General features: G+C 37.6%; 16 protein-coding genes. 13 read left to right on the top strand and 3 right to left on the bottom strand.

Translation table 11 applies throughout. The features are described from left to right. Positions 1-3 precede the first annotated feature (3 nt). The 3 genes from mgtE to fabI all read left to right on the top strand — a co-directional run bounded on the left by mgtE (position 4) and on the right by fabI (position 4524). The gene (gene mgtE / locus ACF3N8_RS10835; protein WP_009383551.1) at positions 4-1392 is read left to right on the top strand and encodes a magnesium transporter; all 1389 of its coding nucleotides are present in this window, start codon (positions 4-6) and stop codon (positions 1390-1392) included. Between the two features lie 10 nt (positions 1393-1402). Next, the gene (locus ACF3N8_RS10830; RefSeq protein ID WP_009383552.1) at positions 1403-3226 is read left to right on the top strand and encodes a monovalent cation:proton antiporter family protein; all 1824 of its coding nucleotides are present in this window, start codon (positions 1403-1405) and stop codon (positions 3224-3226) included. A gap of 527 nt (positions 3227-3753) precedes the next feature. Then, positions 3754-4524, top strand: a complete 771-nt coding sequence (gene fabI, locus ACF3N8_RS10825) for an enoyl-ACP reductase FabI (protein WP_009383553.1) — start codon at positions 3754-3756, stop codon at positions 4522-4524. 831 nt (positions 4525-5355) lie between these two features. Here fabI and cozEa read toward each other — a convergent pair. Beyond that, on the bottom strand, positions 5356-6441 hold the full coding sequence (gene cozEa, locus ACF3N8_RS10820) for a lipoteichoic acid biosynthesis protein CozEa (protein ID WP_009383554.1): 1086 nt from the start codon (positions 6439-6441) through the stop codon (positions 5356-5358). Between the two features lie 239 nt (positions 6442-6680). Here cozEa and ACF3N8_RS10815 point away from each other — a divergent pair, with 239 nt between their 5' ends. The 3 genes from ACF3N8_RS10815 to ACF3N8_RS10805 all read left to right on the top strand — a co-directional run bounded on the left by ACF3N8_RS10815 (position 6681) and on the right by ACF3N8_RS10805 (position 9643). After that, positions 6681-8261 (top strand): sodium:alanine symporter family protein, encoded by a 1581-nt coding sequence (locus tag ACF3N8_RS10815; protein ID WP_009383555.1) that lies wholly within the window; start codon positions 6681-6683, stop codon positions 8259-8261. A gap of 80 nt (positions 8262-8341) precedes the next feature. Then, positions 8342-9079: an alpha/beta hydrolase-fold protein gene (locus ACF3N8_RS10810; protein WP_009383556.1), complete on the top strand. Its 738-nt coding sequence runs from the start codon at positions 8342-8344 to the stop codon at positions 9077-9079. Positions 9080-9133: 54 nt separating this feature from the next. After that, complete coding sequence (locus ACF3N8_RS10805) at positions 9134-9643, top strand: YjcG family protein (RefSeq protein WP_009383557.1); 510 nt, start codon at positions 9134-9136, stop codon at positions 9641-9643. 1313 nt (positions 9644-10956) lie between these two features. On the opposite strand, the gene ltaA is transcribed toward ACF3N8_RS10805, so the two are convergent. Further along, complete coding sequence (gene ltaA / locus ACF3N8_RS10800; RefSeq protein WP_009383559.1) at positions 10957-12165, bottom strand: lipoteichoic acid biosynthesis MFS flippase LtaA; 1209 nt, start codon at positions 12163-12165, stop codon at positions 10957-10959. Next, positions 12143-13318, bottom strand: a complete 1176-nt coding sequence (locus tag ACF3N8_RS10795) for a diglucosyl diacylglycerol synthase (protein ID WP_009383561.1) — start codon at positions 13316-13318, stop codon at positions 12143-12145. Before ACF3N8_RS10795 ends, ltaA begins: the two co-directional genes overlap by 23 nt. 352 nt (positions 13319-13670) lie before the next feature. Here ACF3N8_RS10795 and ACF3N8_RS10790 point away from each other — a divergent pair, with 352 nt between their 5' ends. The 7 genes from ACF3N8_RS10790 to ACF3N8_RS10760 all read left to right on the top strand — a co-directional run bounded on the left by ACF3N8_RS10790 (position 13671) and on the right by ACF3N8_RS10760 (position 23327). After that, on the top strand, positions 13671-15155 hold the full coding sequence (locus ACF3N8_RS10790) for a UDP-N-acetylmuramoyl-L-alanyl-D-glutamate--L-lysine ligase (protein ID WP_009383564.1): 1485 nt from the start codon (positions 13671-13673) through the stop codon (positions 15153-15155). Continuing rightward, complete coding sequence (locus ACF3N8_RS10785) at positions 15145-15384, top strand: YueH family protein (protein ID WP_009383566.1); 240 nt, start codon at positions 15145-15147, stop codon at positions 15382-15384. The genes ACF3N8_RS10790 and ACF3N8_RS10785 overlap by 11 nt, the downstream gene beginning before the upstream one ends. Positions 15385-15429: 45 nt before the next feature. Beyond that, complete coding sequence (locus ACF3N8_RS10780) at positions 15430-16992, top strand: peptide chain release factor 3 (protein ID WP_009383568.1); 1563 nt, start codon at positions 15430-15432, stop codon at positions 16990-16992. Between the two features lie 268 nt (positions 16993-17260). Beyond that, positions 17261-18073 (top strand): TerC family protein, encoded by an 813-nt coding sequence (locus ACF3N8_RS10775; RefSeq protein WP_009383570.1) that lies wholly within the window; start codon positions 17261-17263, stop codon positions 18071-18073. Between the two features lie 601 nt (positions 18074-18674). Then, entirely contained in the window at positions 18675-20255 is a 1581-nt protein-coding gene (locus ACF3N8_RS10770) for a S1C family serine protease (protein ID WP_009383571.1), read from the top strand. 45 nt (positions 20256-20300) lie between these two features. Next, positions 20301-21629, top strand: coding sequence for a TrkH family potassium uptake protein (locus tag ACF3N8_RS10765; RefSeq protein WP_193765456.1), 1329 nt, complete (start codon positions 20301-20303; stop codon positions 21627-21629). A 219-nt stretch (positions 21630-21848) separates the two neighbouring features. After that, positions 21849-23327, top strand: a complete 1479-nt coding sequence (locus ACF3N8_RS10760) for a bifunctional UDP-sugar hydrolase/5'-nucleotidase (protein ID WP_017176617.1) — start codon at positions 21849-21851, stop codon at positions 23325-23327. The last annotated feature ends 216 nt before the right edge of the window (positions 23328-23543 follow it).

Below are 23543 nucleotides of genomic sequence, written 5' to 3'. Positions count from 1 at the left end.
TAGATGTCTGTGGACAAAGAACTTAATGATTACAAAGAAGAACACGTTTATGATAGCGCGTTACTCGATGATTTACTTGAAAAAGGTGATATAGACCGATTTCGTGAAGAATTTCTATCTATGCATAATTACGAACAAAGTGAATACTTTGAAGATAGCACAGATGAACTACGCCAAAAAATCTATGAATTCTTATCTCCTGAAGAAGTAGCTGGCTTTTTTGATAATTTAGAATTTGATGACGAAGAATATGAATCGTTATTTGATAATATGAACGCGACTTATGCGAGTAAGGTTTTAGAAAGCATGTCTTACGATAACGCGGTTGATATTTTAAATAACTTATCGCGTACGAAGATAGCGAGTTTATTAACGCTTATGAATCGCGAAGATGCTGGTGAAATTAAGGCCTTACTTCATTATGAAGAGGATACTGCCGGTGGTCTGATGACAACCGAGTATATTTCACTATTAGAGACGACGCCAGTTAAAGAAGCGTTAATGCACGTTAAAGAACAAGCACCACAAGCAGAGACGATTTATGTCATCTTCGTTGAAAATGAAGACAAACAACTTGTAGGTGTCTTATCACTACGTGACTTAATTTCTGCAGAAAATGATGCTTACATAGAAGATATCATGAATGAACGTGTTGTAAGTGCGAACGTTGCAGAAGACCAAGAAGATGTTATGCAGACGATGAAAGACTACGACTTTATCGCAGTACCTGTAGTTGACTATCAAAATCATCTGCTCGGTATTATCACCATCGATGATATCTTAGACGTTATGGACGAAGAGGCAACAGAAGACTACTCTCGCTTAGCCGGGGTATCAGATGTTGACTCTACAAATGATTCTATTGTGAAGACTGCGATGAAACGTTTACCGTGGCTCATTATTTTAACGTTCTTAGGTATGATTACTGCGTCTATTCTAGGGTCGTTTGAGGCAACTCTAGAAAAAGTGGCGCTACTTGCTGCGTTTATTCCGATTATTAGTGGTATGTCCGGTAACTCTGGTACACAATCACTTGCGGTATCGGTACGTAATATTTCTACAGGTGAAATTGATGAACAAAGTAAATTTAAGATTGCTTTAAGAGAATCCGGTAGTGGTTTCTTAACCGGATTGATTTGTGCGACTGCTTTGTTTATGATTATTGTATTGTTATACCAAACACCTATTTTAGGCTTGATTGTTGGCGGCAGTTTAACGATTGCCATGACAGTCGGTACGTTAGTAGGTTCTTTGGTACCGTTAGTAATGAATAAACTCAATATTGACCCTGCTGTTGCAAGTGGTCCATTTATTACAACGATTAACGATATAGTAAGTATGCTGATTTACTTTGGATTAGCTACCACATTTATGGATTACCTAATCCATTAGGGGGAACAATATGGAATTTGTCTCATTAGTAGTCGTTGTACTTGTCGCATTTATAACGCCTATCATTGTAAATAGATTAAAGATCAATTTTTTACCGGTTGTTGTAGCCGAAATTCTAATGGGTATTTTAATCGGTAGTTCAGTACTCGACTTAGTACATAGAGACGACATGCTCAATATTTTATCGACATTAGGTTTCATCTTCTTAATGTTCTTGAGTGGTTTAGAAATTGATTTTAATGCTTTTAAGAAAAGTAATGATGACAAGGATAAACAAGGTCCTGGACATCTCAAACTCGCGCTAATCATTTTTATGTTGATTATGATCGTGTCAATCGTACTCGCTTACGGTTTTAAATGGCTCGGCTTAATTGATGACGTCTTATTAATGGTCATTATCATTTCGACCATTTCACTTGGCGTCGTGGTGCCTACTTTAAAAGAAATGAACATCATGCGTACGACAATTGGTCAGTTTATGTTACTGGTTGCTGTGTTAGCTGACTTAGGTACGATGTTACTCCTAACTGTGTACGGTACCTTGCATGCGAAAGGCGGCGGTACGTTATGGTTAATCGGTATCCTTGTTGTATTCACGATACTGTTTTACTTACTTGGCGGTTACTTTAAACGTTCGCCGTTATTACACAAGTTGATGGATGGTACGACTCAAATAGGTATCAGAGCTGTATTTGCGTTAATCATTCTTTTAGTTGCCTTAGCTGAAGGTGTAGGGGCTGAAAATATTTTAGGTGCCTTCTTAGCAGGTTGTGTTGTATCGCTACTTGGTCCTGAACAAGACATGGTTGAAAAGCTTGATTCATTTGGATATGGCTTCTTCATACCGATATTCTTTATTATGGTTGGGGTAGATTTAAACATTCCTTCCTTAATTAAAGAACCAGCGCTACTCATTATTATTCCGATCTTAATTCTGTCATTTCTAGTATCGAAATTAATTCCGGTTGCTTTGATTCGTAAATGGTTCGATTTCAAGACAACGTTATCCGCAGGGTTCTTATTAACGTCAACGTTATCACTTGTTATCGCTGCGGCTAAAATAGCGGAGAAGTTAAATACGATTACCCCTGAGATTTCAGGTATCTTAATCTTAAGTGCGGTCATCACATGCGTGTTCGTTCCGATCGTATTTAAAAAGACCTTTCCAATACCCGATGAAATGTCGCGAAATATCCGCGTCGCGATTATCGGTAAGAACCAATTGTCGATTCCAGTAGCTCAGAATTTACATTCATCTTTATATGATATCTCTTTGTTCTATCGCAAGGATTGTTCCGATAATCGTACGTTAGATGAAGGTATCGCGATGATGGAAATTTCGGATTATGATGAAGAGATGCTAGACTATCTCGGCTTATTTAAGAATGAAATTGTCGTTTGTTCAACTAATGAAGACGACATTAACCGCAAAGTTGCTTTAATGGCTAAAGAAAAAGGTGTTAAGCGTGTAATTTGTCGTTTAGAATCTGGTGAAAATGTAGCTGAGTTAAAAGAACAAGATGTAGAAATATTCAGTAGTTTCTTAAGTAATAAAACGTTACTTAAAGGTTTAATTGAAACACCTAACATGTTAAACATCTTAAGTAATGTTGAAACGTCACTATACGAAATTACAATGTTAAATTATCAGTACGATCAAATGGAATTACGTAACTTCCCGTTTGGTGGCGATATTATCTTCGTACGTATTATACGTAATAATGAATCTATCGTGCCGCACGGTGATACACAGTTACACTTCCAAGACCGTTTAATCGTGACTGGTTCAAAAGAATACGTAGACCAATTAAAACGTGAATTAGAATTACGTTAAATATTAAATGTCGGGTATAGGACATTAATCTTGAAATAGAGCATTTAAGCTTTATTTCATACAATTCTCAAAACAGTTGACTCAGAGGGCGGGGCCCCAGCACAGAAATTTGCGCAAGCAAATTATCAAGCTATGCAAACTGGGACTCTTTCTCATGAACAAAGTAGCGTCGCTACTTTGTAAGTCCAACTAACAAACTTAAAGTTTGAGTTGGACTTTACAGGAAAGCATGCTGTTAAAGAGAATTGTAGTATTTAGTCCTAGATCCGGCGTTTTTTTAGTTTTAGGGTGTATGTCCGATGATATTACATGGGACTCGAGGGCAACTAGGTTTAAGGCGTCATTTACTTATAAATGCGTAGCGGATCGTGAAGGGCTTTTCAAGGAGGGGAAGCGTGAAACGAAAAACCGCTATAAGTAATAGGGTCGATGTATATGTCAGTTGGCGTACCTATAAATTGTGCTATCGTAAAATTAATGTTAAACTAAAATTAATCTATATATTTTATATAAAAGGAGTCGTTTGAATGTTAAATTTAGAAGGAAAAACGTATGTAATCATGGGGATTGCGAATAAGAGAAGTATTGGATTTGGTGTGGCTAAAGTGCTTGACGAATTAGGCGCGAAGCTTGTATTTACGTACCGTAAAGAGCGTAGTGCGAAAGAACTTGATAAGCTACTTGACACTTTAAACCAATCAGAAAAACGTATGTACCAAATTGACGTTCAAAGCGATGATGACGTTATCAATGGTTTTGAAAAGATTGGACAAGAAGTAGGTAAAATCGACGGCGTGTACCACTCAATCGCGTTCGGTAATATTGAAGAATTACGTGGCCGTTATTCAGATACGTCACGCGACGGTTTCTTATTAGCGCAAGATATTAGTTCTTATTCACTAACAATTGTTGCGCGTGAAGCGGCTAAAATTATGAACGAAGCGGGTAGTATCGTTGCGACATCTTACATCGGCGGCGAATTCGCTGTTCAAAACTACAACGTGATGGGTGTTGCGAAAGCAAGTTTAGAAGCAAATGTGCGTTACCTTGCGCAAGACTTAGGTAAAGACAATATCCGTGTGAATACGATTTCTGCAGGTCCTATCCGTACATTAAGTGCGAAAGGTATCGGCGGTTTCAACACAATCTTAAAAGAAATCGAAAGCCGTGCACCACTTCAAAGAAACGTGGATCAGGAAGAAGTTGGTAAGACTGCAGCTTACTTATTAAGCGATTTATCAAGCGGTGTTACTGGCGAGATCATTCACGTTGACGCTGGTTACCACGCTATTAAGTAGTAGGGTTTAGTAGTACTTGAGCGCGTAGAGTCGGATCGCGTGGTTCGAGTACGTTTAATCGCGCGTGAGACGTTTGCGTTTAGTTGATCGAGTTAGCTCATCGTGTAAACCATATGTTTATAAATAATTAGTTAAGCGTTGCCAGTTGAAATTACTTGCGCGTTTCCTTTTTGAAAAGTCGAGGCCTAAGGGCTTCGGCTTTTTTTGTGGTTATATAGGATTTATGTGGTGTAGCAGAACAAGGGGGTTAGTCAGTTTAGTTAATCAAACAGCAATAGGTTTACACGTTTTTATTGTCTTGTAAATTTAATGGGGCTTGGTTTACACGTTTTTAGAGTCTTGTAAATTAGAGGGGCTTTTAATTACACGTTTTCGAAGTCTTGTAAATCTAGGGGCATTTGAATTACACGTTTCTAAAGTCTTGTAAAATAGAGGGGCTTAGGTTTACACGTTTCTAAAGTCTTGTAAATTAGAGAGGCTTTGTTTTACACGTTTTCGAAGTCTTGTAAATTAGAGAGGCTTTGAATTACACGTTTTTGCAGTCTTGTAATTTTGAGAGGCTTTGTTTTACACGTTTTCGAAGTCTTGTAAAATAGAGGGGCTTAGGTTTACACGTTTCTAAAGTCTTGTAAATTAGAGAGGCTTTGTTTTACACGTTTTCGAAGTCTTGTAAATTAGAGGGGCTTTGTTTTACGCGTTTCCGAAGTCTTGTAAATCAAGAGGCATTTGAATTACACGTTTCTAAAGTCTTGTAAATTTGACGAGTCTAAAATTCAAAAAGACTATGAAGTGACTCTTTTCGAAATCACTTCATAGCCTTTAACTTACCAATTAATCCTTCACATCGCTGTTAGCTTTCAACATAATTTGTTGTCTATATCTGAAGATATGACGAACAATTGTCTTAAGTACGGCATATAATGGAACCGCCACAAGAATCAATGCGAAGCCGCCTAAGTTACCGGCTGCTAAGATAACAACGATGATTGTAAGTGGGTGAATGTTTAATGATTTACCCATGATGTTTGGTGTAATCACGTTACCTTCAAGTTGTTGTGCGATTAACGTGATGATACATACCCATAAGAATGTAGTAGGGCTTTGGATAATACCCATAATACCTGCTGGTAAGAATGCCATCCATGGACCTAAGAATGGAATCATGTTTGCTAAAATGGCGAATAACACAAGTAATAATGAATATTTTAATCCAATGATTGAATAACCTAAGTAAAGTATTGCACCTAGGATTAAACTTACGAGCACTTGACCTTGGATGTAGCTCATTAATGTATGGTTGATGTCCTTTAATAAATTAACGACGAAGATCTTGCGCTCTCCTGAAAAGATACCTGCAATCGCTGGGATAAAGCGTTCATGGTCTTTTAACATATAGATTAAGAAGAACGGTACCATAATTAATAAGAATAATGTAGAGACAAAAGTTGTTAAATAAGATAATGAATTTGAAAGTAACTGAGTTACTGTTGAACCAGCCTTAGAAATGATTTCGTTAATCTTGTTCGTTACGTCAGCTGGAAGACGATTCATTTGATCTAGCGCGAAGTTAACTAAACGTTGAACTTCATGTTGAATAGCTGGAATTTGTGTAATTAAATTCTCGATTTGAGATGCGACAAGTGGACCAACTATTAAGAAGAATACACCTATAATAAGTACTAATCCGAGTACAATAATCGTTATACTTCCCCAACGCGGTATGCGTCGTTTCTCGAGTAACTTTTGAAAAGGGAGACATATGTAGAATAAGAATCCACTTAACAATAATGGCAAGAGTACAGATTGAATGATGATGACCACAGGCATGAATACAGATTGAATCTGCATAAACAGTTTAATAAGTAGGAACAGGATGAGTAACATTATGCCTGTACGGAACCATACTTTGTTTACCATACTACAATCCTCCTATATATGTAATTTCATTCATTATAAATCATATACCCCATTACGAAAAGAATTAAAGCGATTCGAAGAAACTCATATCACAAATTTACATTGTTTCAAAACATTTGATACTCTATTAATTTTAATAAAAATTACATTGCACGGAACAAATTAAATGTGTATACTGAATAATGAGAATTATCAGAAAATTAATAATCTTTAAGTGAGGTTATTTAGGGGGAATGCTAATGCTTGAAAATGTGGTCAACAGTTTACTCGACATCATTTGGAGTAAACCGTTAGTTTATGGTCTGTTAATAACAGGTATTTTATTTTCATTAATGTTAAGGTTTGTACAAGTTCGTCATTTTAAAGAAATGATTCGTTTAATGTTCCAGGGTGAAAAGTCACCTACGGGTATCTCGAGTTTCCAAGCGATTGCTTTATCTTTAGCAGGTCGTGTAGGTACAGGTAATATCGTCGGTGTATCAACGGCTATCTTCATCGGTGGTCCAGGTGCCGTATTTTGGATGTGGGTTACAGCGTTTTTAGGCGCGAGTACAGCGTTCATTGAATCTACACTCGGTCAAATATTTAAGAAGGAAGATAAAGGTGAATACCGTGGGGGACCAGCTTATTACATAGAAGCAGGTATCAAAGGTAAAGTCGGTAAAATCTATGGTATCGTGTTCGCGGTTGTAACGGTTCTATCACTTAGCTTCTTATTACCAGGTATCCAATCTAATGCGATTGCGAACTCTATGAAAAATGCATTCGGTATTCCGACTTACGTTATTGCTATTGTACTCGCAATTATTTTAGGTCTTGTTATTTTCGGTGGGGTTAAATGGATAGCGAATGTTGCAACAGCAATTGTTCCATTTATGGCGATTCTGTACATCTTATTAGCGGTTGTTATCTTAGTGATGCATATCCAAGAAGTTCCAGCTATGTTTGCTTTAATCTTTAAATCAGCATTCGGTATGGAACAAGCTTTTGGTGGTATCATCGGTGCAATGATCGAAATCGGTGTAAAACGTGGTTTATACTCTAACGAGGCTGGTCAAGGTACGGGCCCTCACGCAGCAGCTGCTGCAGAAGTTTCACACCCAGCTAAACAAGGTTTAGTTCAAAGTTTCTCAGTTTACGTAGATACATTATTCGTATGTACTGCGACAGCTTTAATTATCCTTATCTCAGGTACATACAACACGACTGACGGTAGCACAGATAAAGGCGGGGCACCAGGCTTAATCAAAGAAGGCGACGTATACATGCAAGCAGCTGACGGTTCTAAAGACTACTCAGGTACAGCCATGTATGTTCAAGCAGGTATTGATAAAGCATTAAAAGGCGATAATTATCAATTCGATCCAGCATTCTCAGGTTTCGGTTCATACTTTATTGCCATTGCGTTATTCTTCTTTGCTTTCACAACAATCTTAGCGTATTACTATATTGCCGAGACAAACGTGTCTTACCTTACACAAAATCGTAACAAAGGCTTCACGAAGATTTGCTTCAACGTAGCTCGAGTAGTATTAATCCTTGCTACGGTATATGGTGCAATTAACTCAGCAGACTTAGCATGGAGCATGGGTGACTTAGGAGTAGGTTTAATGGCGTGGTTAAACATCATAGCAATTTGGATCCTCTTTAAGCCAGCTATGAATGCTTTAAAAGACTACGAGCAACAAAAGAAAGCCAAAGGTTCAGGTCGCTATGCCATTTATAAACCTGATCCAAATGAATTACCAAACGCGACATTCTGGTTAAAAGATTACCCAGAGCGTTTACGAAAAGAAAAATTTGAAGAAAATCAATCTTAAATTGAATAAATAGCATTAAGCTTAAAATTTAGTGCGTCTCTTGATACAATGGGGTTAACAGTATTAGGGGGCGCATTATTGTGTTAGAAGATTTAAAAGTAGGCGAAATCACTAGAGTGCCTTTTCAAAGTGAGATATTAGATAGAGAAGTAACACTATCGATTTATCTCCCGAAAGACTATAGTGATTTATTTAAGAGTAAAGTTGTTATTTGTTTCGACGGCCGAGACTTCTTCCAGTTCGGTCAAATTCATCGATCTTATGAAAAGCTAAGACAAGAAGACAAAGTTTCACGTGCCATATTCATAGGCTTTCATTACGAAAGCGTTCAGAAAAGACGTGAAGAATTCCATCCGCAAGGCGAGCGCGCTTCTAAAACTGTTCAAGCGGTAGCGAATGAGTTATTGCCTTTCATAGATTCAAACTTCCCAACATACAAAGTCGGGAATGCGCGTCTATTACTAGGTGATAGCTTAGCAGGCAGTATCGCATTCTTAACAGGACTGTCTTATCCGCGCGTATTCAGTCAGGTTGGCATGATGAGTCCACATTCTGATGAAGTTGTCGAAACATTATTAGACCGTTGTCAGTTCAAAAGCGAGCTTAACGTTTGGCATACGATAGGTCTTGAAGAAGAGGATTTCAAATTACCTACGAACGGTAAACCTGCTAATTTCCTCACACCGAACCGTCATTTAAAAGACCTTATCAATCAAACCGATATGACGTATCACTACGAAGAACTCGATGGTGGTCACAATTGGAAAACTTGGAAAAATAAAATTGATGAATTATTAATGTACTTTTTAACTAACTAATTTTCAGAAATTTTGTTATAATTGTACATAGGGATAAACAAAGGAGGAATATCAATGAAATTAGGTTTAGCATTAATTCCATCAAAAGAATTGCAAGATGAAGTAAACGCATACCGTAAACGTTATGATACTCATTTTGCTTTAATTGCACCACATATCACGATTAAAGGTGAATTCGAAGCATCTGAAGACGAGCTTGATAAAATCAAAGGCGACATTGAATCAAAACTTCAAGACAAAAAGCCTGTTGAAATTCACGTTACAAAAGCTTCAAGCTTCGCACCTACAACTAACGTTATTTACTTCAAAGTTGATAAGACAGATGTATTAGAAGAACTATTCAACGAATTTAACGATGGTAGCTTCTTTGGTAAACCAGAACACCCATTTGTTCCACACTTCACAATCGCTCAAGGTTTATCTAGCCAAGAGTTCGAAGATATTTACGGCCAAGTTAAATTAGCTGGCGTGGAACACAAAGAAACAATCGACCAACTTTCTTTAATGCGTTACGACGACGAAAAAGAAAAATGGGTTGAACAAGAAACATTTAAATTAAACTAATCACTTGATGAGACGTCTTCCAATTGCATAAGCTGTTGGGTACGTTCATCCCATACTTTGTTTGCATATACAGTCCATTCGACTTCGGTTGAATGGGCTTTTTTAGGTTTGGCTGGATGAGGGATTTTGAGGTTTTGGTTAGGTGATGACTTAGTCGTATACACTAAGAACGAATTTGGGCCGGATTAGTCTGGTTAATTGAAGGGGGGGGGTGGCAGAAACTATTAGACTCTAGTATGAACTTATCTTAATTCTTGAAAAGACCTTTAGAATCTATGTCAGTTGAGGTTAATTGTATCGGTGGCTCGAATAATAGGTCTTGATGAGGGAGATGCAGTAGTAATTATCGATCATAAACGTCACAGGGTAGTGCTAATTTATCAAGAAAGTGAAAACGTGATAATCAGAGGGCTTCAGTTTATCAAGAAAGTGAAAACGTGATAACCAAAGGCTTCAGTTTATCAAGAAATCGAAAACGTGATAACCAGAGGGTGTTTGTTTATCAAGAAAGTGAAAACGTGATAACGAAAGGGCTTTAGTTTATCAAGAAATCGAAAACGTGATAACCAAAGGGCTTTAGTTTATCAAGAAATCGAAAACGTGATAACCAGAGGGTGTTTGTTTATCAAGAAATCGAAAACGTGATAACGAAAGGGCTTTAGTTTATCAAGAAAGTGAAGACGTGATAATCAGAGGGCTTCAGTTTATCAAGAAATCGAAAACGTGATAACCAAAGGGCATCAGTTTATCAAGAAAGTGAAAACGTGATAATCAGAGAGCTTCAGTTTATCAAGAAATCGAAAACGTGATAACCAAAGGGCATCAGTTTATCAAGAAATCACAAACGTGATAACCAGAGAGTGTTTGTTTATCAAGAAATCGAAAACGTGATAACCAAAGGGCTTTAGTTTATCAAGAAACTGAAAACGTGATAACCAAAGGGCTTTAGTTTATCAAGAAACTGAAAACGTGATAATCAGAGGGCTTCAGTTTATCAAGAAATCGAAAACGTGATAATCGCCAACTACCCTAGGTAATCTACCTCGGCGAAACCAAATTATGATTTTCTCACATTCACTATACCACACAGGCCGCTTTTATACATAACTATAACGAGAGACGATTTACCGTAACCACATCAAATTGATTAACTGTCGTCATACAACAACCTAATCCAAGATCCCACTATCCCTGAAACTAACCACCGCCGACAGCCACCATCAATCCATACCTCAAATTCCCCAAAAAAAGAACACCATCGAAAAGCCATGTCAGCTTTCGATGGTGACCCTCATTTAAAAAATTATAAAATTTTACGAAGCTTCTTTAGAACCCCATATCTGCTTCATGAAATATGAACCGTAGAATACGGCTAAGAACAAGATCGTAAATCCAGCGAAGTAAAAGGCGAACATCACGTTGTGCGTGAATTCCGTAATCCAACCGCCTACCATAGGTCCAATCATAGCACCGATACCTTGAAGACTGTTGAATACGCCCCATGTTTCTTCTTGTTCGTGAGATAAAATGAAACTTGCCATAAATGTATTCCAAGCAGGTAATAAGAACCCGTAAACTAAACCAATAAATAAGGCTAAGATTCCTGCGATAATAACATTTGATAAGAACGATAGACTTAAAATACTACTACCGTAGATTAAGAAACCGATAAAGATAACCAAGTACATAAACTTACGACTATTATTATCGATAATTTTAGAAAGTACTAACATTGAGAACGTACAGCCAATACCACCTATAATAAGCGCTAGCGTGTACTCTAAAGTCGAAACTTTCATAACTTCCTTCGCATACTTAGGTAAAATCGGAATTAATGCGCTAATCGCAACACCTTGTAAGACAATACCAGGAAATAAAATTAAATGACGTTTCGTAACTTCAAAGATTTGTTTAAGCTGCTCGCCAACTTTCTTCGTATTATAATCCGTTAACTTAACAGTTACGAAGTAATAGAGCACCCATGAAATGAGTACACAAAGTGGCATTAAGAAATTAAAGCCAAGCGGTTTAACTTTAAACAGTAAGTTCATTGAAATCATACCAATCATTAAACCAGCTAACCATCCGAAATATACATAGCCCATTTGCTTACCACGGCTTTCCTCGTTCACACTAGCAAGCATGATAACCCAAATAGGACTAACGGCAATCCCTAGAATTAATGCACTGATAATCAATACAACAGGAGAAGTAGGGAACCAAATGACTAAGAATAAACTTAAGAATGCAAGTGCAAATCCTATCGTTAATACCCATTTAGGACCTACACGTTTTAGGATAAAGCCAATCACAAAATTCGTAATCGCATCAGCGATAAAATGTAATGATATTGCAGTTGCCGTTAAACCAATTGAAATCTTAGCGTAGTTCGGCAACAGCGATAAATAACTTAACACATACATACCGCGTGCTAATTCCATTAAGAACAAAATAATCAGAAGTATTACAAAATTACGATTTAAAATTTTGTTACCGGAATTACTTGAGTAAGATTTTGGCATAAAGCGGAACCTTTCCATACATTTCATCATGTTGTGATGATTTACTTAACAAAGATAATAAATCATTACATAAACGTTGCGTTGGGTAAGAGATACGATTTTCAGCCATTTTATCTGTCATTTGAGCTAATTGTTTAGGATGGTTCGTTAAGTATGTCACGATGTCAATAGCCTCTTTAGGCGTTTGAGCAATTTTGCCGTACCCTTTATCCGTGAAGTAGTACGCATTTTCAAGTTCTTGCCCTGGCGCTGGATTTAGGAAAATGAGTGGTAACTTACGTGTTAACGCTTCTGAAATCGTGATACCACCTGGTTTAGTAATCATCAGATTACTCGAAGCCATCCACTCATTCATATGCTTCGTGAAACCTAAGATTAAGACACGGTGGCAACCCGCAAATGAAGCGCGTAGAGAACGCTTAAGTTCTTTATTGTTACCGCAAATCATCACCACTTGAGAGTTTTCACTATCTCTTAGGATAGAAGTAATCATTTCATCGAAACCTTTTGATACGCCAAAAGCCCCGGCAGACATCAATACTGTCTCACGATCTGGGTCTAACTTATGGTCTTTTAACCATTGACGCGTATCAATATCTTGTTCGAACTTTTCAGAAATAGGAATACCTGTAACTTTAATGTTATCTTGCGGAATACCAACTTGATGGAATTCTTCTTTAAGTTCTTTAGTCGCTACATAATAGCGCTCAATATCTGGTGTCACCCAGTTCTTATGTAGACGATAGTCCGTAATAACCGTCGCGATAGGAATATTAATATTAAACTGTTCCATTAATACTGAAATAACTGGTGTTGGGAAAGTTAAAAGTATTAAGTCAGGCTTTTCTTTCATAAGAAGGTTTAAAAGTTTATTTAAGCCGTAGTATTTGTAGAAACAGCTATTTACCGCATCCGGACGACTATAATAAAACATTTTGTACATATTTCTGAAGTATTTAAAACTATTGATGTACCATTTTTTTAACATCGAAGTGAGTATCGGGTGAGCTTCTAAAAATAAGTCGTGTTCTATCACAGAAAGATGATCTAGATTTAATGTGTTTAATTGTTCGACAATGCTATTTGTAACTTGCAAATGTCCATTACCAAACGATCCAGTGATAATCAGAATTTTTTTGTTTTGAGTAACCATAAGAAGCCACCCTCCATGTATTTTTTATTTCAAGCTTAGTTTAACTTATTTGATATTATATTTTAAAGGGGAATTTAGAGTTATTACAAAATCATAACACAATATTAACTTTATATTAACTTTAAATTCATTAATTCTCAATACATCTTATGGCCTATGAGGAAAAGAACAAGAAGGCAAATTCGTTCCTACGTTAAGGCTTTACCCAATTTTATCGCTCATGAAAGCAATTTTAAAATATTTATGTGCCACTTTCGATAAATTGTTAAATTATTGAAGTCTCAATAGTCTTTTTTTAAAATTATAAGTAATCATGTATAATAGTTATATTGTATATAAAGGAGCGATTGAGATGAAAGCCGATACGTTATTTGAAACGATTAAAATCAAGCAAGTTGAAGGTCATTTAGATAGAGACATTACAGATATTACGACTGATTCAAGAACTGCTGAAGCGGGCAGTATTTTTGTTGCTTCTAAAGGTTATACAGTAGACAGTCACAAATTTTGCCAAGATGTGGTAGATAAAGGTTGCGAAGTTATCGTCGTAAATCGTAAACAAGAATTAAATGGAGACGTGACGCAAGTTATTGTACCGAACACGTTAAATGTAGCAAGTCATCTCATACATAAATTATACGACTACCCAAGTCATAAACTCACAACAATTGGTGTAACAGGTACAAATGGAAAAACATCAATTGCTACAATGATTCATCATATCTATAGAAAGCTTGGTCATGGCAGTGCATATTTAGGAACAAACGGCTTTCAAATTAATGAAACAAAGACGAAAGGTGAGAATACAACGCCTGAAACCGTCGTTCTAACGAAGAAGATGCAAGAAGCAGTTGATAAAGGTGCAAAAGCAATGACGTTAGAAGTTTCGAGTCACGGATTAAGCTTAGGACGTTTAAGTGGTGTCGAATTTGATGTTGCGATATTTTCAAACTTAACGCAAGATCATCTTGATTTCCATGGCACGATGGCGAACTATGGTCACGCGAAATCATTATTATTTAGCCAGCTTGGACAAGACTTATCTAAGGATAAATACGCTATATTAAATAATGATGACCCATTTTCAAAAGAACTCGCAACAGTCACTCCATTCGAGGTGTTAACATACGCGGTTGATAACGAGGCATCATTTAAAGCAACGAACATCAACGAATCACTACAAGGTGTAACGTTTGATTTCGAAACACCATTTGGTACGTACCAAGTTCAATCACCATACGTTGGACGTTTCAATATCTCAAACATTATGGCAGCTATGCTTGGTGTATGGTGTAAAGGTGCGACAATGGAAGAAATCGTTGAGGTCGTATCACAGTTAGAACCTGTTGAAGGGCGACTTGAAGTCCTAGATCCAGAATTACCAATCGACCTTATCATCGACTACGCCCACACAGCTGACGGTATGAAGAAACTCATTGAAGCTGTTAAACCATTTGTTAAAGGTAAGATGATCTTCTTAATCGGTATGGCAGGCGAGCGCGACATGACGAAGACGCCTGAAATGGGACGCGTCGCTTGTGAAGCGGATTACGTTATTTATACGCCTGATAACCCAGCTAATGACGATCCTAAGAAATTAACGTCAGAACTTGCGAAGGGTGCGACACACGATAATTATGTCGAATTTACAGACCGTGCAGAGGGTATCCGTCACGCAATTGAAGTTTCAGAACCAGGCGATACTGTGGTCCTTGCTTCAAAAGGCCGTGAACCTTATCAAATCATGCCAGGTCATGTTAAAGTGCCACATCGTGACGACTTAATCGGCTTAGAAGCTGCTTATCAGAAATATGGAGGTGGCCCTGTTGAAGATTAGACAAAGTACAAGCGAGAACTATTCAGCGCGCGTGTTCATTTATGAAAATAAAAAAGAAGGATTCTTTGTTGTATCCATTCCTGACTTATACTGGTCACTTCAAATCAATGAAGACTTATACGGTGAAGCATTAACCGAACACTTAGTGATGCATCTTTTCAATGTGGTGGATGAAGAAGAAGCTGAAGTCTTAGCATTACGAATTACGCATTGGTTACAAGAAGTATAAGTGGTATATTTATAGGATGTAGAACGAATAGATAGGAGCAATTTAATGAACTTAAAGGAAGAAGTACAATCTCGTAAAACATTTGCGATTATTTCCCACCCCGATGCCGGTAAGACGACGCTTACTGAGAAGTTACTCTTTTTCAGTGGTGCCATCCGAGAAGCAGGTACTGTAAAGGGTAAAAAAACTGGGAAATTCGCGACAAGTGATTGGATGAAAGTTGAACAAGAACGTGGTATCTCTGTAACGAGTTCCGTGATGCAATTTGATTATGACGACTATAAAATCAATATCTTAGATACACCAGGACACGAAGACTTCTCTGAAGATACGTACCGTACGCTTATGGCTGTCGATAGTGCCGTGATGGTTATCGACTGTGCGAAAGGTATCGAGCCTCAAACGTTAAAACTATTCAAAGTTTGTAAGATGCGAGGCATTCCAATCTTCACGTTTATCAACAAATTGGACCGTGTCGGTAAGGAACCGTTCGAATTACTTGATGAAATTGAAGAAACATTAAATATCGATACGTATCCAATGAACTGGCCAATCGGTATGGGTCAAAACTTCTTTGGTATCATTGACCGTAATGAAAAGACCATTGAGCCATTCCGCGATGAAGACAATATTCTACATTTAAATGAGGATTATGAATTAGAAGAAGATCATGACATTAAAGACGACACGGCTTTTGCTCAAGCGATAGAAGAACTGATGCTTGTATCTGAAGCGGGTGAAGACTTTGATGAAGAAGCGCTTCTAAAAGGTGAGCTCACGCCAGTATTCTTTGGTTCTGCGCTCGCAAACTTTGGTGTTCAAAACTTCTTAAATGCGTATGTCGATCACGCACCAATGCCGCACCCTAGACAAACGAAAGAAGAAGTTGAAGTGAGTCCTTTCGATACAGACTTCTCAGGCTTTATCTTTAAAATTCAAGCTAACATGGACCCGAAACACCGCGATAGAATCGCATTTATGCGTGTTGTCAGTGGTGCCTTTGAACGCGGTATGAACGTGACGTTACAACGTACGAAGAAGAAGCAAAAGATAACACGCTCTACATCATTTATGGCTGATGATAAAGAAACGGTTAACCAAGCCGTATCAGGCGATATCATCGGATTATACGATACAGGTAACTATCAAATCGGCGATACGTTAGTGGGATCTAATCAGAAATTTGAATTCTTAGATTTACCTCAGTTTACGCCAGAGCTTTTCATGAAGGTGTCGGCGAAGAACGTTATGAAGCAAAAGCACTTCCATAAAGGTATTGAACAGCTCGTTCAAGAAGGTGCGATTCAGTATTATAAAACACTACACACGAACCAAGTTATTCTAGGTGCAGTGGGGCAATTACAATTTGAAGTCTTCGAACATCGTATGAACAACGAATATAACGTTGATGTTGTGATGGAACCGGTTGGTAAGAAGATTGCGCGTTGGATTGAGAACGAGGAAGATGTAACGGATAAGATGAGTTCAAGTCGTTCAATTCTCGTTAAAGACCGCTATGATAACTTAGTCTTCTTATTTGAAAATGATTTTGCGACAAGATGGTTTGAAGAAAAATTCCCAGACATCAAATTATATAGTCTTCTGTAACGATCAAAATTATGTTGTGAAATCGAAATTTTTTGTTTAAATCTCGATATATGGGTATAATATAATCAACATAATTGAATACCTATGACGCGAACGTCAAGGGGGAGTAACTTGTATAGTGTACATAACCATACACTATAACGCTTTATCGTCATTACGAAGTCAAACTTCCGGTAAAGCGGACATATATTCATGTTAAGTGAGACCTTTGCTATGATTTAGCATGGGTCTCTTTAATTATGTCATCTACTTTTAAGGAGTTGGAATTATGGATCCGAGTTTACTGTTATCCTATGGTTGGGTAATACTCGTGTTAGTATTTTTAGAAGGTTTACTTGCAGCTGATAACGCTGTAGTTATGGCTGTAATGGTTAAACATTTACCGCCAACACAACGTAAGAAAGCACTGTTCTATGGTTTGATTGGTGCATTTATATTTAGATTCTTATCACTATTCGCAATCAGTATCTTAGTTAAATTCTGGTGGATTCAAGCACTTGGTGCTGCGTATCTTATCTTTATGTCTATTAAGAATCTCTATGATTTCTTTAAAGCTAAAGACCATGGTCACGACGAGCAACAAGTTGACGATGATGAATCAGAACATTACGACGCAGATGGTAACGAGAAGAAAGTCAGCAACAAAGAGTTCTGGCTTACAGTACTTAAAGTCGAATTTGCCGACATCGCATTCGCAATCGACTCTATCTTAGCTGCAATGGCTATCGCTAAAACATTACCAGAACTTGGTTTCAAACTAGGTGGTATGGACGCTGGTCAATTTGGTGTTATGTTCGTTGCAGGTATGATTGGTGTTATCTTAATGCGTTTCGCTGCATCATGGTTTGTTAATATCCTCAAGAAATATCCAGGACTTGAAGGTGCTGCCTTCGCAATCGTAGGTTGGGTCGGAATTAAGCTTGTATTACTTGTTCTCGCACACGAGCAAGTTGGCATTATTCCACACGAATTCCCACACTCTACATTATGGCAAATCATCTTCTGGGCAGTTATGCTTGGACTTGTTGCAATTGGTTGGTTCACATCAGTTGCTAAAAACAAGAAGAAATCCAATTCTTAAAGCGCTTAAAGAGGCAATGTTTAGCATTGTCTCTTTTTTTCTTTGTCAAAAGCCCTATCGTGATAGTTTCTTTAAAAGCCATTTATAATCTTCATTGAAAAGTATATGATTTACCTGAGTTCAGAAGTTCTTTTTATATGCAGTAGGTTTAGTTACATTTTAATTTCCTAAACAGCATGCTTTCCTGGGGCGTGGCTGGAGCCTGTAGTCTCTAAAGCCCAACTCAAACTTTCAGTTTGTTAGTTGGACTTACAAAGTAGCAATGCTACTTTGTACCACGCTTAAGCCCCGGCTTCCTTAGCTTGTTAATTTGCTAGCGCAAATTTCTTTGCCGGGGCCCCGCCCTCTGAGTCAGCTGTTTAAAAAAATTAAGTTATTTTAATACGATGAATTTTCTAAAGGGCTTTTCAAGAAGGGGATACTTAAATAAAAGTGCCTCTAAACAGGGCAAAAAATCATTCATAGATATCATTATAATCTTATAAAAGGGTACGCTAAAAAGAGGTGCCAATTTGTTGTGAACGATTTGTATATTAACAAGAAATTTTTATAATGATATGGCATAATAGACGTAAGGATTAATTGAATAGGAGGGTACGTGATGGATAAAAAGGATAAACAAACAATTCCTAAATCTCGATACCGCAGAAAACGTCGAGAGTTCTTTCATAATGAAGAACGTGAAGCGCGTATTAAAGAAGAGCAAGAACAACATCAAATTCAAAAACAAAAAGAACAAGCTCAAATACGAAATAATGAAGAGCGTGTGAAGGATAACTTACAAAAAGCACGCGTTGAAAAGCTTACACATGATGAACATAAAGATGGTAAACGAAAGCATAAACGTATTCACCATCGAAACGGGTTACGTAATCAAACAGCGAATTCATCTATCGTTGAAGAATATAATCGAGAGAAAGAACAACAAGTAGAAGAGACAAAAGCGCATAACAACCATCAACAAGGTTTAGACAATGAAGCACATGAAACTAAAGATCATCCAACATCTTATGATACAGATAAAAAACATCATCAAGATTTCATTGATAAAGTTTTAGACTTTATTAAGAAGCATTGGGGTAAATTATTAGTCATTGCCGCAGCATTATTAGTATTATTATTGATTTTCTCAATCTTTCAAAGCGTCAAAGATAAAGAAACGAAGCCGGATGTACAAACGTCCTTAAAAGATAACAAAAATCAAATCAGTACCAATAAACATGTCACAAAATCAATGGAAGTTGCGAATAAAGCCATTCACTCAGTCGTTACTGTAGAACAACTTGGTCAAGATAACGGAGCACCTACAGTAAGTCCTAACAATGAAATTGGTTCTGGAGTCGTCTACAAAGAAGTAGACGGCTTTTTTTATGTGCTGACAAATTCGCATGTAGTTGGTAAAGCGAAGGATGTTCAAGTACGCTATGGTAATGAGCAAGTTAAAGGTCGCGTTCTTGGGGTTGATGCGAATCAAGATTTAGCGGTTGTACGTATCGAACAAACGGATGCGTTAACGGTTATCGATGCGGATACGAAGAACCATCCTGTACTCGCTGAACCAATTCTTGTAATCGGAAATCCATTAGGTCAGGACTTCAATCGTTCTGTTTCAGAAGGTATCATTTCAGGGCTTAATCGTGACGTACCTCTTGATGTTGATAAAGATCAAACGTATGATGTCTTATTAAACGCCTTTCAAGTGGACGCGGCAGTAAACCCAGGTAACTCTGGTGGGGCAGTTGTCGACCAATCTGGTAAGCTTATCGGTATTTCCACCGTAAAGGTCACGATGCCAAATGTTGAAGGGATGTCATTCGCGATACCAATCGAGCACGCGTTAGAAGTTGCTAAGCACCTTGAGGAGGGTGAAGACGTAAAATATCCGAATACGGGTATACAATTACAGAACGTCGTAGAACTCGCACCTTCTGAAAAGGAAAAATTAAAACTGTCTAAAAATATGACACACGGCGTCATCATACGTGATGTCAAAGCAGGCGAACCCGGTGACGAAGCGGGCTTAAAAGTCAACGATGTTATTGTTAAGGTCGATGATCAACGCGTTCAAAATAGTTTGAAATATAAACAATTATTATTTGCACACAAAAATAAGAAAAAATCTGTTAAAGTATTAGTAATAAGGGAAGGTAATGAAAAAAATATTAACCTTAAATTTAAATAGGTTGAGGTGACACGCTTGCCAGTAATTAAACAATTCTTTCGAAAAATGACGCCTCAGCAAGGTATTGTATTATTCTATATATTCGCTATTATTATCGCATTTCTCATGCTGAATTTACCTTTCGTCCATAAACCTGGCGTCAAGGTAGATCCTATCGATACATTGTTTGTTGCGGTATCAGGTATTAGTGTGACCGGGCTCACCCCAGTTACGATATTAGATACATATTCAACTTTCGGCCATTTCATTATACTAATCATCTTAAACATTGGTGGTATCGGTGTTATGGCTATCGGTACGATTCTATGGGTGTTACTTGGTAAACATATCGGTATCAGAGAGCGACAACTAATCATGCTTGATAATAATCGAAATATCATGAGTGGTACAGTCAAGCTGATTATTGAAATTGTAAGAGCGATATTAATTATCGAGGCAGTAGGTGCGAGCTTATTAACATTTTATTTCTATATGGATAAGCCAGATCTTAAAGAAGCGATTATACAAGGCATCTTCGTATCTATCTCAGCGACAACAAACGGTGGTTTAGATATCACAGGAAATTCACTTGTACCATATTCGAATGATTACTTCGTTCAAACTATCGTGATGTTCTTAATCATACTCGGGTCTATTGGTTTCCCAGTACTTATGGAGATTAAAGCTTATATCAAGAACAAAGTGCCTAATTTTAGGTTCTCTCTTTTCGCAAAAGTCACGACGATAACGTATCTGATTCTGTTTGTATTAGGAACGCTCGTCATCTTGATCGTCGAACATAATCATGCCTTTAGTGGTATGTCATGGCATAAGTCATTATTCTATGCTTTATTCCAATCTACGACATCGCGTAGTGCTGGTTTACAAACGATTGATCAAAACCATTTCTCAGAAGCAACGAATATGTTTATGAGTGGTCTTATGTTTATCGGTTCTTCACCTAACTCAGTAGGTGGGGGTATTCGAACAACTACGTTCGCGATACTGATTTTATTCTTAATTAACTATCGTACGAATACAGATAACTTATCGATTAAAGTGTTTAATCGTGAAATTTACGGCACGGACGTATTACGTTCATTCGCAGTGGTAACTGTAGCGATTATCTTAACGTTCACAAGCGTATTTTTAATTATGGCAATGGAAGGTCAAGAACATGACTTAATCAAAGTATTCTTTGAAGTGATGTCGGCCTTCGGTACATGTGGTTTATCGATGGGTATCACACCTGATTTAGAGAACGGTTCTAAAGCCATTCTGATGATACTAATGCTTATCGGTCGTGTAGGCTTAATCGCATTTATTATTATGTTGAGTGGTCATAGAGAAGCAGATAAATTCCATTATCCGAAAGAACGCATTCAAATTGGTTAAGCTATTTGATGACGTTGAAGCGTCTCTTAAAGTTGATTTTAACTTTAAGAGCGCTTTTTTTTATGAGGTGAACGAGGATAAATTTTCGAAAGTCCTCGCTTGAATTAACATCTTGCCATCAACTGATCGTGCTTGGATAGGGCTTTTCAAAAAGTAAGATAGGTCTCGTGTACTTGAATCATGTGCCCATGTTAAAATGTTATGAAAGGGGGATTTGACGTGAATTTAAATGAGTATGTTAAAGTGAACGTTTTAGCGACATCGGATATACATAGTCACGTACTGAATGGGGAATTTGGTTCAAATATCTATAGAGCTGGCACTTACGTGAAAGAAGTGAGACACCACAATCGCAATGTGTTATTACTCGATAGCGGGGGTAGTTTAGCTGGTACGTTAACTGCATTCTACTATGCCATTGTGAAGCCTTATAAGAGACACCCGATGATTAAGTTGATGAACGCGCTTGAGTACGATGCAAGTGGCATTAGTGCTAAGGAATTTAAATTCGGGCTTACATATTTAAATCGTTCTGTTGCGTTATCACGCTTTCCTTGGTTGTCTGCGAATATTGAATATCGCGTAACGAAAGAACCATACTTCTCGACACCTTATACGATTAAAAATTTTGACGGCATTAAGGTCGCTATAGTTGGCTTAACGTCTGATGGTTTAATGGAGAAAGAATATGCCGAAATGGTGGAAGACGTTAAGATTGAGAAGACGATGTTTATCGCGAAGCAATGGTTACGCTATATTCATGAGAAAGAAGAACCGGATTACATGATTGTCTTGTATCACGGTGGCCTATATAAGATGCGTCGACACGACACGGAGCGCGAACGTAAGATTAACGAAGCTGAGAAGCTCATGCATCAAATAGGTGTTATCGACTTGATTATCACCGGCAATCAACACGAAACAACGATTGGTGAAGACCAAGGCACTGTTTATGTACAAGCGGGTCAGAATGCCGAACATCTTATTCACGTCGAAATCCTATTTAAGAAACGTACGAATTCAATTGAACTCGTTGAAGTAAAGCCGAAAATTGTCGATTTAAATGCGTATGAAGAGGACGAAACGTTGTTGGACCTAACGTACTTTGATCGTAAAGCGGTTCGCCACTGGTCTCAGGAATATGTCACGATGAATCATATTAACTTTAGTGTAGATGACTTTGATGCCCTGTTTAAATCGTCGCATGCATTCATTCAGCTGCTTCATAAGAGTATGCGTCGTCAATTCGACCGTAATATTACATGCGTTCACGTCGCAAACTCAAACGTGAAGGGCCTGTCAGGTAAGCTTACGAATGAGGATATTTATAATTCGTATCCACATCCTGATAAGCCGCTTGATATTACGATTAGCGGTCAGAGCATTCTAACAATGCTTGAGTATGCTGTGTCGCATATTGAAGAGAACGAGGCAGGCAAGGTTGTGCTGAATCATATGGATACGACGCTATTTCCGTTCTTCGAAGGCGTAACGTATGATGTCGACCTCGATAAACCGATGTTTAACCGCGTGACGCTGAAGAATATTAATCTGGATCATCACTACCGTATCAGTATGACGGATTATTGTTATCGTAATTACGCGCATTTATTCCAGGACCATGTGATTCATGAGCATGGCAAGAAGTCAATGCCTGAGTTAATTAAGGAAACGCTTAAGTCAGAATGCTTTATATAAGTTGAGTAGCGTCCCCCTTTTTGAAAAGCCCTATAAGATATTAACCAATTTCATTAAATAGCTTGCTTTCCTGTTTAGTCCAACTCAAACTTCAGTTTGTTAGTTGGACTTACAAAGTAGCAATGCTACTTTGTTTAATAAATGTCTAGGAGTCAGCTGTTTAGGAATTGTATTATCTATAATAATTACCTCACTGAATGAACTTTGTACCTTAAT

The organism is Staphylococcus massiliensis (genome assembly GCF_043186315.1).
Classification (GTDB): Bacteria; Bacillota; Bacilli; order Staphylococcales; family Staphylococcaceae; genus Staphylococcus; species Staphylococcus massiliensis.
Note: the sequence above shows the minus strand (reverse complement) of the source record. Positions and strands in the feature narration are given on the sequence as shown.

Coding starts and splice junctions, on each gene's coding strand:
- mgtE (WP_009383551.1), top strand. CDS start 4: ATGTCTGTGGACAAAGAACTTAATGATTACAAAGAAGAACACGTTTAT.
- ACF3N8_RS10830 (WP_009383552.1), top strand. CDS start 1,403: ATGGAATTTGTCTCATTAGTAGTCGTTGTACTTGTCGCATTTATAACG.
- fabI (WP_009383553.1), top strand. CDS start 3,754: ATGTTAAATTTAGAAGGAAAAACGTATGTAATCATGGGGATTGCGAAT.
- cozEa (WP_009383554.1), bottom strand. CDS start 6,441: ATGGTAAACAAAGTATGGTTCCGTACAGGCATAATGTTACTCATCCTG.
- ACF3N8_RS10815 (WP_009383555.1), top strand. CDS start 6,681: ATGCTTGAAAATGTGGTCAACAGTTTACTCGACATCATTTGGAGTAAA.
- ACF3N8_RS10805 (WP_009383557.1), top strand. CDS start 9,134: ATGAAATTAGGTTTAGCATTAATTCCATCAAAAGAATTGCAAGATGAA.
- ltaA (WP_009383559.1), bottom strand. CDS start 12,165: ATGCCAAAATCTTACTCAAGTAATTCCGGTAACAAAATTTTAAATCGT.
- ACF3N8_RS10795 (WP_009383561.1), bottom strand. CDS start 13,318: ATGGTTACTCAAAACAAAAAAATTCTGATTATCACTGGATCGTTTGGT.
- ACF3N8_RS10790 (WP_009383564.1), top strand. CDS start 13,671: ATGAAAGCCGATACGTTATTTGAAACGATTAAAATCAAGCAAGTTGAA.
- ACF3N8_RS10780 (WP_009383568.1), top strand. CDS start 15,430: ATGAACTTAAAGGAAGAAGTACAATCTCGTAAAACATTTGCGATTATT.
- ACF3N8_RS10775 (WP_009383570.1), top strand. CDS start 17,261: ATGGATCCGAGTTTACTGTTATCCTATGGTTGGGTAATACTCGTGTTA.
- ACF3N8_RS10770 (WP_009383571.1), top strand. CDS start 18,675: ATGGATAAAAAGGATAAACAAACAATTCCTAAATCTCGATACCGCAGA.
- ACF3N8_RS10765 (WP_193765456.1), top strand. CDS start 20,301: ATGACGCCTCAGCAAGGTATTGTATTATTCTATATATTCGCTATTATT.